The organism is uncultured Kordia sp. (assembly GCF_947496985.1).
Lineage (GTDB): Bacteria > Bacteroidota > Bacteroidia > Flavobacteriales > Flavobacteriaceae > Kordia.
Window position 1 is genome coordinate 383,818 of sequence record NZ_CANMEZ010000003.1, and the last position, 14,615, is coordinate 398,432.

General features: G+C 30.5%; 13 protein-coding genes. 9 read left to right on the forward strand and 4 right to left on the reverse strand.

Going from position 1 to position 14,615, the window contains the following annotated elements; genetic code table 11:
• Positions 1-163 precede the first annotated feature (163 nt).
• Genes Q0828_RS10100 through Q0828_RS10110 form a run of 3 tightly spaced genes read left to right on the forward strand, consistent with a single transcriptional unit; the run spans position 164 to position 2,389 of the window.
• A complete protein-coding gene (locus Q0828_RS10100) occupies positions 164-1,174 on the forward strand; it encodes a sensor histidine kinase (RefSeq protein WP_298420187.1) in 1,011 nt (336 codons plus the stop codon).
• Complete coding sequence (locus tag Q0828_RS10105; RefSeq protein WP_298420189.1) at positions 1,171-1,887, forward strand: response regulator transcription factor; 717 nt, start codon at positions 1,171-1,173, stop codon at positions 1,885-1,887. Before Q0828_RS10100 ends, Q0828_RS10105 begins: the two co-directional genes overlap by 4 nt.
• Entirely contained in the window at positions 1,871-2,389 is a 519-nt protein-coding gene (locus tag Q0828_RS10110) for a hypothetical protein (RefSeq protein WP_298420191.1), read from the forward strand. Before Q0828_RS10105 ends, Q0828_RS10110 begins: the two co-directional genes overlap by 17 nt.
• 72 nt (positions 2,390-2,461) lie before the next feature.
• Here Q0828_RS10110 and Q0828_RS10115 read toward each other — a convergent pair whose 3' ends face one another.
• Complete coding sequence (locus Q0828_RS10115; protein ID WP_298420193.1) at positions 2,462-3,694, reverse strand: HEAT repeat domain-containing protein; 1,233 nt, start codon at positions 3,692-3,694, stop codon at positions 2,462-2,464.
• 224 nt (positions 3,695-3,918) lie between these two features.
• Between Q0828_RS10115 and Q0828_RS10120 the strand changes: the two genes are divergently transcribed.
• The 3 genes from Q0828_RS10120 (at position 3,919) to Q0828_RS10130 (ending at position 7,874) form a co-directional block, all read left to right on the forward strand.
• A complete protein-coding gene (locus tag Q0828_RS10120; RefSeq protein WP_298420195.1) occupies positions 3,919-6,075 on the forward strand; it encodes a VIT and VWA domain-containing protein in 2,157 nt (718 codons plus the stop codon).
• Complete coding sequence (locus tag Q0828_RS10125; RefSeq protein WP_298420197.1) at positions 6,068-7,075, forward strand: hypothetical protein; 1,008 nt, start codon at positions 6,068-6,070, stop codon at positions 7,073-7,075. Before Q0828_RS10120 ends, Q0828_RS10125 begins: the two co-directional genes overlap by 8 nt.
• A 223-nt stretch (positions 7,076-7,298) precedes the next feature.
• On the forward strand, positions 7,299-7,874 hold the full coding sequence (locus tag Q0828_RS10130; RefSeq protein WP_298420199.1) for a hypothetical protein: 576 nt from the start codon (positions 7,299-7,301) through the stop codon (positions 7,872-7,874).
• A gap of 198 nt (positions 7,875-8,072) precedes the next feature.
• On the opposite strand, the gene rmuC is transcribed toward Q0828_RS10130, so the two are convergent.
• The 3 genes from rmuC to Q0828_RS10140 all read right to left on the reverse strand — a co-directional run bounded on the left by rmuC (position 8,073) and on the right by Q0828_RS10140 (position 10,690).
• Entirely contained in the window at positions 8,073-9,494 is a 1,422-nt protein-coding gene (gene rmuC / locus Q0828_RS10135) for a DNA recombination protein RmuC (RefSeq protein WP_298420201.1), read from the reverse strand.
• A gap of 374 nt (positions 9,495-9,868) precedes the next feature.
• A complete protein-coding gene (locus Q0828_RS24550; protein WP_366523579.1) occupies positions 9,869-10,174 on the reverse strand; it encodes a DUF4293 family protein in 306 nt (101 codons plus the stop codon).
• 15 nt (positions 10,175-10,189) lie between these two features.
• On the reverse strand, positions 10,190-10,690 hold the full coding sequence (locus Q0828_RS10140; protein WP_298420203.1) for a GNAT family N-acetyltransferase: 501 nt from the start codon (positions 10,688-10,690) through the stop codon (positions 10,190-10,192).
• 311 nt (positions 10,691-11,001) lie between these two features.
• On the opposite strand from Q0828_RS10140, the gene Q0828_RS10145 reads away from it, so the two are divergent.
• The 3 genes from Q0828_RS10145 to Q0828_RS10155 all read left to right on the forward strand — a co-directional run bounded on the left by Q0828_RS10145 (position 11,002) and on the right by Q0828_RS10155 (position 14,171).
• A complete protein-coding gene (locus Q0828_RS10145; protein ID WP_298420205.1) occupies positions 11,002-13,599 on the forward strand; it encodes a LytTR family transcriptional regulator DNA-binding domain-containing protein in 2,598 nt (865 codons plus the stop codon).
• Positions 13,600-13,754: 155 nt separating this feature from the next.
• A complete protein-coding gene (locus Q0828_RS10150; RefSeq protein WP_298420207.1) occupies positions 13,755-13,940 on the forward strand; it encodes a hypothetical protein in 186 nt (61 codons plus the stop codon).
• A 42-nt stretch (positions 13,941-13,982) separates the two neighbouring features.
• Complete coding sequence (locus Q0828_RS10155) at positions 13,983-14,171, forward strand: hypothetical protein (protein ID WP_298420209.1); 189 nt, start codon at positions 13,983-13,985, stop codon at positions 14,169-14,171.
• Positions 14,172-14,615 lie beyond the last annotated feature (444 nt).

Sequence of the window (14,615 nt, forward strand, 5' to 3'; positions counted from 1 at the left end):
TTTGAAAGAAATAAAGTTTCGTCTATGGTATATTTAGTTTTAACTACAAAAATCCAGTTTTAAGCTACTTTTAATTTACATCTTCATTAAAATTGTATTTTAGGCGCATATGAGTAGTTTAAAAAAACGATCGACATTTTTTAGCATTCCAATAGTCAAGCATATGTTGTTTTGGCTTGTTGTGTATATCTACTTTGTCGGCACTGTGAATATGGATTATTATAGCGGTTATCAGGAAGCTATAGAACATTACGCTATATATGTCCTATGTCAAATTATTGTGGGGTACACGTGTTTATATATTTTAATACCACGTTTCTTAGCACCGAAAAAAAATATTCAATTTGCAATAAGCTTATTGTTGTTATTAGCTGTAGTATTTGTCATTTTTGTAGGGCTTCACGAATATTATCACATACCTAAATATTTTGAGTCATCAGATAACTCTGTATATGAATCCAATAAAATCTTCTGGAAAAAATTATTAAGCCTACGCATTTTCTTAGGAAAGTCTACAATACTATTAACACCGACTATACTATTAGTCATAGCTAAATTTTACAAAGAGAAACAAACCTATTTACAGCTAAATGAGCAAAAGGTATCTACAGAATTATCAGCATTAAAGCATCAATTAAATCCACATTTTTTGTTTAATACACTAAACAATTTATATGCTTTATCCATAAACAAATCTGATGAAGCACCTGAAGTAATAGCAAAACTTTCTGAGATGTTAGATTATATGTTATATGGTTGTAATGAAAAATATGTATCCTTGAATAAGGAAATAGAACTCATAGAAAATTATCTTGCTTTGGAAAAAGTTCGATATGATGAACGTGTAGTTATTAATTTTCATAGAAATGTGGAAACCGACGTTAAAATTGCACCGTTAATTCTTTTAACCTTTATTGAAAACGCTTTTAAACATGGTGTTTCTCAAGAACTAAAGAAAGCATACATCGATATAAAGATATCAGTAGATGGGAAGTTCATTCAGTTTAATATTACCAACTCAATAGCCAAAAATAGAGTTCCAATCAATAAAGAACCCATTGGATTAACCAACGTGAAAAAACAACTGAAATTAGTATATTTAGAAAGTTATTCTCTAGACATTAAAGAAGAAACAAATAGCTTTAACGTACATTTAAAATTGCCTATAAAATGACATACAAATGTTTAATAGTTGATGATGAAAAGTTGGCAAGAGGACTTATAAAAACACATTTGTCTCAATTGGATAATTTTGAATTGATTGCTTCTTGTGGAAGTGCCATTGAAGCTAGTAAAATACTTCAAGAAGAAACAATAGATTTACTGTTTTTAGATATTGAAATGCCAGTTTTAAAAGGAACTGATTTTTTTAAAAACCTCATACATAAGCCTAAAGTTATATTTACGACAGCCTACAGAGATTACGCTGTTGAAGGATTTGAGCTAAATGCAGTTGATTATATTTTAAAACCTATAACTTTTCAACGTTTCTTTAATGCCATAGAAAAATTTAGAATTTTGCAAAGAAATGCTATAGTCGATCCAATTGTGATTGCTACTTCTGAAAATAAAGCTGCGTTTATTTACATACGAAAAGATAGAAAGCAGGTAAAAGTGTATTTAGATGCTATTTTGTATATAGAAAGTTTAAAAGATTATGTCAAAATACATGTAGAGAAAGAAAATCATGTTACGAAATCTAGTATATCTGCCTTTGAAGAAAAACTAGACAAACGTTTTGTACGAGTACATCGTTCATACATTATCAATAAAGATAAAATTACGGCATACACAAAAAATGATCTTGAAATTGGAGAAATAGAAATTCCAATTGGAGAAAACTTCAGAAATAATCTCACTACTTTTTTAAATGAAACAAGTTCATAAAACGAAACGTTACAAAAGACATTTTATCTGTTTTAAATGTCGTAAAAACTTCAAGCAGCCCAATGAAAAAGACTTAGCCGAAAAGGATGGCGAATTGTCTTTATTACTTAATGCTTTCTATTTCTCTAAACCAAAGAAAAAAATATCAAAAGATATAGTAGCATATTTAAACAATAAATATTTTAGACAAACTATAAATTGCCCAGAATGTAGAACAGAAATGGTTGAAGTTTCTATGTCATTTGAAACTCCAGCAAAAAAGTATATTAAAAAATGGGAAATTTTAGAATCTCATTACAGAGCCGAAGGGTTTATACATAATAGTTTGCCAAACAAAATGAAAGACTATATACGATTATTGGAAAATAGTCATAAATGGCATATTCAGATGCTTCAAAATGCTGAAAATCATAAAGCATATGGAGAAAGTAGCGCGGAAGCTAAGACAAGACTACAAGAAAATATAGCTGCTTTGGAAAATGAGTTAAAAAAATTATGCTAGAGTATTATTACTTAAAATATGTTCACTTTCGTGAGATGAATCTCGTTACAAAACGAATTCTAGATAATTGTTTTAAGTTGCCGAATTTAAATCATCTAAAGTATTTTGGAGTAATTTTGTGAGGTAATTTGCAGAGTTCTTATGTTTCTGAATTTGAAACTCAATATGTGGAATAAAACTCTTATCATTTAGATTTTCAATTGCATCTAAGATGAGACGACCTTGTCCGTCGATCTTTTGAAGTTCTTTGAGTAGTATATCTTTTAGATCTTCTTCTTTTCGTTCAGACAAAGCTAAAATTGCCGTATGTCTTACCTCTTTATTTTTATCATGAACGCTATTCCAAAGTGCTTCTAAAAGCTTTACATTCGCTGATTCTGTAAGATTTCCTAATTTAGATACTGCTGTTTCTCGTACCTCATAATTTTTATCTTTTGAAAATTCAATCAAGACGTCAATAACTTTTTCATTTTCAATCCAAGAAAAAGCATCCATCAAATTCAGCTTTACGTCATCTCTGTAGTTTTTAAACTTACATAGGAATTCGATTTGCTGCTCACTAAAATTCTTGTTTATACTATCCAAAGTATTTAGTATAAGACTAATAATTTCTTCATTATCTTCTAATTTTAATATGTCAAAAAAGAGAATAAAAATTTCCGAAGATTCATAATCTGAATAATATAGCTTTACCAAAATCTCACAACCAATCATTCTTTGATGATGTGCGTCAGATACAATGAATGTTTTTGCTTTAGAAAATGCTTCTTCTGGTTTTCGATCTATCAATTCTCTGATAAGTTTCCAACGCATTTCCATATTTGCTTCTTCGTCAATTTTCTTAAAAATACTTGTAATAGTATCTTTGGTGACTGTAATCCATTGATCTTCCTGAGAGAAATTTACATGTCTTTTTATGTTGCCGCTAGCTATTTCCTCAGTTACGGAAGTAAAAATGTTATTAGAACCTTGTTGCCATTGTCGATCAATAAAAATCAACTTAAAATACATGTATCGTTCTATTGGGTGTATAATGCTAATACTTAAAGAATCTCTTTCCGAAGGTTCATAATCAAAATCAAAAGTAGTAAGGTCTGAATTTAGTTGTTCACAGATGGCATCTAAAGTAATTCCATTTCCCAAATCTTTTGTAGGCATCATAATTTTACCTCTTATTCTAGATTCTTTCGAACCAAGATATCGTATCAAAGTCCAAATGTAATATACTGTAAGCTCATCAGTAGAAGGATCTTCATTCTTATCTGAACAGCTACAAAATATAAAACGGTTATTTGCTTGACACATATTTTTTTTTAAAAGAATTTCAATTTAGTAAAAATAATACGAATGGAAATAAATTATAGCCATTATCTAGTTATGCTCTTTTTATTTTTCACTTTCGTGAGATGAATCTCGTTACAAAACGAATTCTAGATCATAAGTAACGAATACTAAAACGACACAAATTCTACCACAGTTTCATAGGATATTTGAATCATCAAGAACAAAAAAATCAAAAATCCAACACCATGAAACATATTTGTATACTCATCATCGCGTTCATTTCCAGTTTAGGATTTGCGCAAAAAACAGAGAGTCCTTTCCTAGAAGTATTAACTCCAAATGCAATCATTCCGTTAAAATCTACAAAAGCAGACGTGAAAATTTCAGGAAACATTGCACATGTGCATATTACACAAACGTATCAAAACATAGGAAGTATTCCTATAGAAGCAAAATATGTATTCCCATTGTCAACACAAGCAGCAGTTCATAAAATGCAAATGACAATTGGCGATCGAACTATCAATGCTAAAATCTTCGAAAAGCAAGAAGCACAACGCGTATACGATAAAGCATTAAAAGAAGGAAAACGAGCTGCCAAACTTGATCAACATCGACCAAATGTATTTCAAATGAATGTTGGAAACATTATACAAAATGATATTGTCACAATTGATATCTATTATACAGAAATGCTCGTTCCAGTTGCCGGACAATACGAATTTGTATTTCCAGGCGTTGTAGGACCACGATTTACAGGTGAAAATACTTCTGGCGAAAAAGTGTTTAATCAACCTTATACAAAAAGTGGTGTAAATGATACCTTCAAGTTTGATTTAACAGCACAAATTAACTCAGGAATTCCAATTGCAGATGTTTCATCCAATACGCACAAAATCAAGGTGCATTATCCTAATACACGTGTTGCAGAAATCTCCTTGACAAAGGAAAACAAAAATCCTTCTAACCGTGATTTTACCTTAAAATACGGAATGCGCGGAAATGAAATTCAAACAGGATTATTACTATACGAACACGAAGATGAAAAGTTTTTTGCCTACATGATGGAACCGCCAAAAGTTGATGCAAAAGTAAAACCAACGGCAAAAGAGTATTTGTTTGTTGTAGATATTTCAGGCTCTATGAACGGATTTCCAATGCAAGTTTCTAAAAAACTACTCCGTAATTTATTGGTAAATCTGCCAAAAACGGATCATTATAATATTTTGTTCTTCGCTGGCGGATCAAAAATATTATCTTCAGAACCTATGCCATGTACGATGGAAAATATTCAAAAAGGACTTAATTTCTTAACGAATATTCGCGGTGGCGGTGGAACAAATTTGCTCAATGCACTTGAAACTGCTTACAGATTGCCAAGAATGAATAAAACAAGCGCACGATCAATGGTTGTAATTACTGATGGTTATATAAGTGTGGAAAGAGAAGCATTCGACTTAATCGAAAAAAACCTTGGAGAAGCAAATGTTTTTACGTTTGGAATTGGTTCAGGTGTGAATAGATATTTATTAGAAGGTATGGCTAAAGTGGGTAATAGCGAATCGTTTATTGTTATGCATAATAATGAAGCAGATATTATGGCAGAAAAATTTAGAAATTATATAAAATCACCATTATTAACGCAAATTCGCATCAAAACAGAAGGTTTTGAAGCCTATGATGTAACACCAAGTAGTATTCCAGATGTATTTGCATCTCGACCAATTTTACTTTTTGGGAAATATAAAGGAGATCTAAATGGAAAACTCATCATTACAGGGCAACAAGGCAATGGAATCTTCAAAAAAGAATTCAATGTTGCAGACGGTATGTTGAGCAAAGACAATATAGCCCTACGTTATTTATGGGCACGTAAAAAAATAGAACGTTTGGACGATTACAGAAAACGTTTTGGAAACAATAGTAAACAAGAAGTAATCAATTTAGGATTGAAATATAACTTGGTAACACAATACACTTCTTTCGTAGCTATAGACAATGAAGTTGTAAATAAAAATGGAAAGCAAAAAACAGTAAAACAATCGTTGCCTATGCCAAAGAACGTGAATAATAGTGCAGTTGGAGCAGCAGCTTCTGTAAAAGGGAAAACATTTATAAAAAGAAAGAAGAAAGCAACGAAAACTATTGCTGATAATTTAGAAGCAACCGAATGGTTTACATTAAATTACACACAAATTATTGAGAAATACTTAGCTAAATATGATGGAATACAAGTGCATTTAGATGCCAAAGGAATTATTTATAAAGTAGAAATTTTAGTAAACAACACATGGATTACTAATGAAGTATTGCTTGAAAAAATACTTACTATCACAGATGTAGAAACATTTTCAAAAGGCAAAAAAATAGTTATAACTATTAAAAGTAAGCAAGATGCGTAATATATGCTTCATATTCTTATGGTGTTACTCAGTTTCCGCTTTCGCGGGAACTGAAACGGTACAAAATTTATTAGGCAAGCCACAACCAATCGTTTTTATTGCTGGATTTGATGAAGGCGAGAATACGTATTACACAAACGCAAAAAACTATTTTAGCAACGCAAATTATCAAGTAATTGATGATGTACAAACGTTTGCTGAAATTCTCAATTGGATTCGATTGCACTATGACAAATATACATATGGAGATATTCATATTGTAAGTCATAGCAATCCTTGGCGTGGTTTATCAATGAAAACTTCCAAAGAAGGCGAACGTATTACAGAAGCTACTTTGCAAGAAGCAATTCAGACTAAAAAAATAATTCCCTTAACTTCAAACATCTTAATGAAACAAACAAAAATTATTTTTCACTCTTGTGGATTGGGAAAGAATAAAACCTTATTAGCAAGTTTAAAAAAGGCGTTTACATATAATAAAACTGTAGAAATATATGCTTCTGCCTATTTTAATGTATTTGGAGGGAAATATACAGGACATTATTTAGCAAAAACCTATTATGGCTATTATCCAACAGCACATTCGCCAGGTCCGAGAGCATTGGCAATGGAATTCAAAAAAAGATATCCAAGCGTAAAAACAGATTGGGAAATCGTTTTAAAAACACGCGCTGAACAATTGCAAGGTGAAATGTATACCTATCGTTTCAATATTCCTGTAGAATGGGAATTTGAGTTTGAAGACAAAGCAGACATTCCAGATTTTGAAAACAAAAAAGAAATCATGGATTGGATTTCAGAAGATGAAAATTTAGCGGATGTGATTAAGGAGTTTAACATTCCAATAGAAAAGTTTAGATGGTTGACTAAAGTGCGAGGCAATACATTATTCATTAAAGGAAAAACAACAGTTTTATGCGTAATGCAACCCGTGATGAAACAACATTCGAAAGAATACCTTCCAATAAATATTTTAGGAGAAAGTTATACAAAACTATAAAAAATATAAACCGAGATATTTTACATTAACATGAAGAAAACCCTTGATAAATATGTGTTTATCAAGGGTTTTACGTGTGTGCTATACAATAATGATCTTCAAATACATGTTTTTCAACGAATTCTAGATAACTCTTAACGAATACTAAAGCTACCCAAATTGTTCGTCAGTTTCGTCGCATATTTGAACTATAAATAAAGCATAACACTTAAAAACTATAATTATGAAACGAACAACATTCACAGTATTAGGATTAGTAGCATTAGCATTTACAGCATGCAATTTTTCAACAAAACAAGAAGTAACAGAAGAAAAAGTTGCTGTAGAAACCACAATTCCAGTAGCAACAGAAACTACTAGCGAATTTGAAGCAAAAGCATTAAAAGAATGTATTGCAATTGCACAAATGATGGACGAAGTAAAATTAATGGAAGCACAAGCCGAACAACGATTAAACGATAGTTTAGTAAAAGCAGAAGAAGAGTTAAGACTTGCATTAGAAAAATCAATTGCAGCAAAAGAAGAAAGAGCAAGAACACCTGAGCAATTAGCAAAAGAAGCAAAAAGGGCTGAACGTTGGTTCCAAGAAAACTATGCTTCTGTAATGGAAAAAAATAACCTTAACTATAAAGGATTACGTATCAAATTTGCAACAAATGGAGAAATGTATGATGTACTAACTTTAGTAAATGGAGAATGGAAAAAAGATGAAAAATTATTGAAAATCCTTGAAAAAGTAGAAGTAAACAAAGATTTAAGTATAGGAAACGCTGTTTCAATTACCGTAAGTCAGGTATAAAATGGAGAATTTACCAAATGAATGCCAGCGTAACAAAAACACCTTATCAAACTCGCAGATAAGGTGTTTTTTTTGTTCTTGCGTAAGTGGGAATTTATATTCATTATATCTTAGATTCTATATCAGGTGCGGAATAATATAAATTGTATAGAAAAGGATTAAAAAATAACTCCTCAATATTAATATCTCACTACTTTTTTACAACAGCCTTCTTGGTTCTTCATCTTGATTAAGTTCAGGATCACTTTCAGCACGTTTGATGATTGCATCAGGAAGTGACTTTTTAGCCTTAGCACCCATTTTCTTGATTTTTTCAATACTTTTAATGATATTTCCACGACCTTCAAAAAGCTTATTCATTGCCGAAGTATAGTCAGATTTGGTTGCGTCAATCTTTTTGCCAATTCCAATGAGGTCAGTCATAAAACCTTCAAATTTATCATACAATGCGCCTGCTTGTCGTGCAATTTCAATAGCATTTCGTTGTTGTTTTTCATTATTCCACATCGTATCAATTGTACGTAATGTAGCTAATAAAGTTGTGGGCGTTACAATGATAATATTCTGTTCGAAAGCTTTACTATATAAGGTGTTATCTGTATTTACTGCAATTGCGAAAGCAGGTTCTATCGGAACAAACATTAATACAAAATCAGGGCTTTCCATTTCGTATAAATCTTCGTATTTCTTAGCAGAAAGCTGATCTACGTGACGTTTGATAGATGTTAAGTGTTCTTTTAAACTCAGTTCTCTTTCTTCATCTTCACTATTTACATAACGTTCGTAAGCCGTCAAAGAAACTTTTGCATCAATGATCATTTTCTTATTATTCGGCAAATTAATAATCACATCAGGTAATACACGTGAACCGTCTTCTCGCGTAAAATTTTGTTGAACAACATATTCACGATCTTTCTCTAAACCACTTTTTTCAAGGACGCGTTCCAAGACTAATTCACCCCAATTTCCTTGCATTTTACTATCACCTTTCAACGCCTTCGTTAAGTTGATTGCTTCTTGACTGATTTGTAAATTGGCTTTACTGAGTTCTGAAAGCTTTTCTTTCAATGCTGAATGAATGCTGATATTTTCTTTTTGACTGTCTTCTACTTTCTTTTCAAAATGTTGAATCTTCTCTTGAAGTGGCGTCAAAATATTTTTAATATTCTCTTTATTTTGTTCTGTAAATTTAGATGACTTTTCTTCCAGAATTTTATTTGCTAACAATTCAAAATCTTTGCGAAGTTGCTCTTGTTGTATTTTTAAAGCTTCATCACGTTCTCGACTTTGTTTTTGAAGATTTTCAAATTCAGAATTTTTTCGTGCGAGTTCAACATTCAAGAAATCTTTCTCTCTACGAATCTCCTCACGCTCTTTTTCTGTTTTTGTAAGATTGTTTTTGACGTCGTTTAATTGTTGCAGAAACGATTCGTTTTGCTTTGTTGTTTCAGTTATAGCAGATTGTTTTAAATCATCAAACTGTGACTGTAATTGACGATTACGTTCGTGCATACCTTCCTGTTGTGCTTTTGTTTTTAGGTTTCCGATGTACATTCCTAAGAAAATACCAATAGCTGAAAACAGGACAATAAGAACAATATAAATAACGATTTCTGACATGAATTAGATTTTGCGTAAAGATACTATTCCATTTTAGAATAGTGCAAATCATTCAGTATTCAATTCTTGAAATTGTATAAAAATGGAGATCAAATAAAAAATAAACCAAATACTATTTACGACAATCATTCCAAGATGTAGCTTGCGTGTTTTTTCAAATGCTAAGTTGAAAGTGTTTACTAATCCCCAAATTAGTGATATAAAAAGTATGGTCATTATAGTTAGGTACTTGGGCATAAGTACATTTGTACTAGTAACCCATAAAGAAATTAAAATGATGATTGAGTGAACAAGTAAGCCCACTAAAAGTCCTTTTTTAAAATTTCGATGCATATTATGTTAGTATCAAAACTCAATAATAAGTAACAATAATGCTAATAATTCAGTTTGTGGCCAACTATAATATATAAAAGGAATACTAGGCAGAATAAAATATATGTGCCATTTATAATTAAGAAACCCATTTGTAAAGGACGATTTTTATGTAGTGCGATCAATATTATTGAAATAATACACCAAATTACTGCCAAATAAAACAATAAAATCAACACAGCTTGATGCACACTAGGTGCATGTGCGTATGTGTTTTCTAGAGTTAGATATATAATAAACGCAGTGACGAAACCGATTCCGTAAATACTAGCACCAATGATAATTCCTTTTTTTCGTTGTGGATGCATTATTTTATGTATAAATCATGAAAATAATAAAACCGTATCATCTTCAGATAGTTGCAACTCTTTTTCAAACTGCAAGCCTATTTTGTTAAGCAAACCAATAGATGCCGCATTTTTAGTATCAGTAATGGCAACTATTTTTTGAATATTTAAAGTGTCTTTAGCATAATTAAGTGTTGCTTTTGCTGCTTCAAAAGTATATCCTTTTCGTCCATATTCAGGTAATAAAGCAAAACCAATATCAACATCTTCTAAAGTATCTCTTTTCACTAAACCACACATTCCAATCGGTTTTGAAGTTTCTTTCAATTTCATAAGCCACAAACCAAAACCATTTGTAGCATAACTTTTCATCAAACTATTTTCAATATAATCTTGCGCAGCTGTTTCAGTTTTAATATTTCGATCACCGATAAATTCTATCCAAGTAGGTGTATTAACGAGTTGTATTACAAATGCAACATCTTCTATGATGAATTCACGTAGAACCAGTCGTTCAGTTTCAAGTATATTTTTCAAGAGAATTGTATTAATTCATAAAAATATTGAATTCTATTTCAAACAAAAAACATACAAGACACTATTTTTGGCACGATACTTGTTTTATATGATAACGTAACGCGGTGAGGACATTACACAGAGCTGGTTACTCGAAGTAAAGAGAGTCGCATTACATTTTGGTTGGTTAGTTTTAAAAAAACACTTCACGCTTGTGAAGTGTTTTTTTGTATGTGACATTTACTATGTATTCGTAACTGTTAAATTGATTTTAATATATTAGCTGAGATGTAAAAATATACTTCAATAGCACTAACCACTTTTAACCACGTATGAATTCTCGATTTTTTACTTTTCTTTTTCTGTGTTTCTTCAAGTTTTCGTTTTCTCAAGATTGTATTTATACTGAATTTGGTATCAATGACGGATTACCTAGTTTGGAAATATATGATTTGTATCAAGATAAAAACGGTAATATTTGGTCAGCTTCCGATAGAGGATTAGCAGCGTATAATGGATATGAATTCAAAGAGTATGGGATTAAAGATGGTATTTTAAATCATGTTATACTTGATTTTTACCCTCAAAAAGACGGAAATATCTATTGTAGTACTTTTGATAATCAGTTATTTTATTTTAATGAAGAATTTAATGGATTTAAACCGTATGCATACAATTCTATACTGAAACAAGAACTAAGGTTTCAACAACATATTAATAGCCTATACGTTGATTCAGAAGGAAGTTTGCATATTAGTTGTGATGTTATGTTTGGCAAACTCATTATTTCTAAAAATGGTGACATCATTGAAAAACCTAAACTGTATTCAATAAATGAAAAAAAACGTTATTGGATGGATCTACAAGTTAAGGGAGACGATTCATTTTTTCAATATTATACAAATGATAGTATTAAAAATGATAAAAATACGCTAAAATTCTCCGTAGATGGAACAATGAATAATGAAGCCATTTTTTTGAAAGGCAGTGAAAATACTGTTTTAAAAAATTCAAAAGAAATTCGTTTAGTAAATAAATATGGGAATATTGTAAAAACGATAAAAATGGATAACGCTCCAATCTCAATTAAAAAAATAGATGATAATCACTTTTTTACAGGTTATTTTTTTGGAGGAGGAATTATTAGAGATAAAGATGGAAATATTGTTGAGCATTTTTTAAAAGATAAGTCGGTTTCTGATTTTCTTATAGATAATGAAGGTGGTTATTGGTTTTCAACACTTCATAGCGGTATGTTTTATGTAAAAGAACCGAGCATAAAGTTTGTAAAAACCAATGTGCATTCTCCTATATGGACATTAACAAAAAATAGTGAAAACGAATTATACGTAGGCTATAGTACTGGTGAAGTAATAAAACTAGATACGAATTACAACACAACATACGAACAAGAATTTGCAAATAATTCCAAAGCATTTGTAGAATTTGATGCTATAAACAAGCAACTATACGTGCATTCAAACGAAATCTTTTACAAAAAGAAGCATCAAAGTGATGCTAAAATCTATTTTAAAGATTCTTTAACCTTGAGTTATGCCGTAAAATTATCAGAACCTTCAACACAAGGAATGGTTATTTCACAACGGTCAAAATTTACCATTTTACAAAATGATGCATCAGCAACACATATAACGACACCTTTTAGAACGCAAGATGCTGCAATTTGGAATGATGAAACTTATTTAGGAACGCCATTAGGTGTTTATATCTCTAAAAATGATACTATAATTTCTTTGGCAGAAACGAATTCAATATTTAAAAACAGAGTTGATGACATTGATATAAATGAACAACGAAAAGAACTCTACTTTGCTACGCTAGGCGCTGGAATTATTCTTTACGATATAGAAACAAAAGAAGTACGAAATATTACTAAACAAGACGGTTTGTCAAGTGATATTATCAATGAATTATACATTGAAAATAAAAATGAATTGTGGGTTTGTACAAATGCTGGATTAAATAAAATACTGTTTCATGAAAATAATACTTATGAAATCACAGGTTTAAAAAGTGTTAATGGTTTATTAAATGATGGAATTAAAGATGTAGAAGTAATCAATAATACCGTTTGGATTGCTTCCAGAAAAGGACTCATTCATGCGCCAAAATATTTATTCGATCAAAAAAATGAAACAAATTCATACTATCTCAGAATAAAAAACTGTTTTGTGAATGATATGGTTGCTACACCAGAAAAGTTAAAAAATCTGTCGTATACAGAAAATAGATTAGAGTTTTTAGTAGAAGGTGTTTCTTTTAAAAAATCTAATGAATTATTATATAAATATAAAGTAGAAGGTTTGGATACCAAATGGTATTACACCAAAAATAGAAGCATATCGTATCCTGTGTTACCTTATGGGAATTATACATTTAAAGTTGCAGCCACTATTTCTAAAAACAATGAAAATCTAACATTTTTAGAAATTCCTATTCATATAACTGCTCCGTTTTGGAAACAGGCTTGGTTTATCATTTCTGTAATTTTTGCTATCGGATTATTAATATTTCTATTCTTTAAGTATAGAATTCTTTCTTATAACAGACATATTATACGTGAACTATTACGTTTGATTGTCAAAAAAATTAAACGAAAAGAAAAATACTTTACATTCAAAGAGGCTGGTAAAGAAATCAGAATCAAAACAGATACAATTTTATATGTAAAGTCTTCTGGAAACTATATCGAATTGATTACAGAAACTAAAAACTATACTATTCGTAAAAAAATAGGAGAGTTCATTGATTTAATGCCAGATCCATTAGAATATTTACGAATTCATCGATCGTACATTATACGCATGGAAAAAGTAGCTGAAAAAAATAATAAAGAAGTAACCATTAACGACGAAAAATTACCTGTAAGTAATACGTATGTAGAAGAATTAAATAATTTAATTTTTTAGCGCTAAAAATTCATCCCAGAAATATTCAATTTCATCACACTTCATTTTTTATTCATCACTATTTATACGGTAAATCATCACAAAGCCCTATAAATAGAACGATTTCGTTTTTCATAGCGATACTTTTGAGTTGTTAACTTAAATTTATAACCAAAATGAAAAACCAACAATTCACAACTCTAGACAAAGAGTTTACATTACAAATTTTGGGAGGAATTACTGATCCAAACTTGGATCCAGACGCAGGTTATGTAGAACCAGCGGACGATCCTGTATCAACGGATGATCCTGTAGATACAACGCCAGTTGATACAGCTCCTGGACCTAGAAGATCACGATAAAATTACCTAAACCTAAATACATTAATCTAAACAATTTAAACGATGAAAAAACAAAACATTAAATCTCTAAAATTAAACAAGAAATCAATTTCTAATTTTCAAATTAATGGTGGGCAACGTCCTACTTCAGCTAATTGTGCACCTGTAAGATCAGACAATAATCATACTTGCGGACCAATTGAACCTAATTGGGTAAGTATAGGAGGATTTATTTGTTGGGTAACTAATTAATACAACTTGCTAAAAAACTAAGTATTTCGTCTAAAGTCACAAGATAGTATTGCTGTTTTTTTGATGAAATATGTAACTAATCAATCACGAGTAAACAATAATGCTCATTTTGGCTAAAATTTAATAGTTAACATATTATTTTGGCACGGAAGTTGGATTATATAAAACGTATTATGATGATGACGTTACAAAGAGCTGGTTACTTGCGTAAAGAGAGTCATAATATAATTTTTGGTTGGTTAGTTTAGTAAAAAAACGTTTCACGCTTGTGAAGCGTTTTTTTGTTAGTGAAACTCACCATTGAAAAGTCAGGATGACGCATTCAATGGTGTAAGTTGAACTAATCCTGCTGTATAGCAGGATCTCTTTAAGATTTTCTAACTTTATTTAACAGAATAGTAATTCTTTTTTAAGGTTTCATACAATATTTTGGCACGGAAGTTG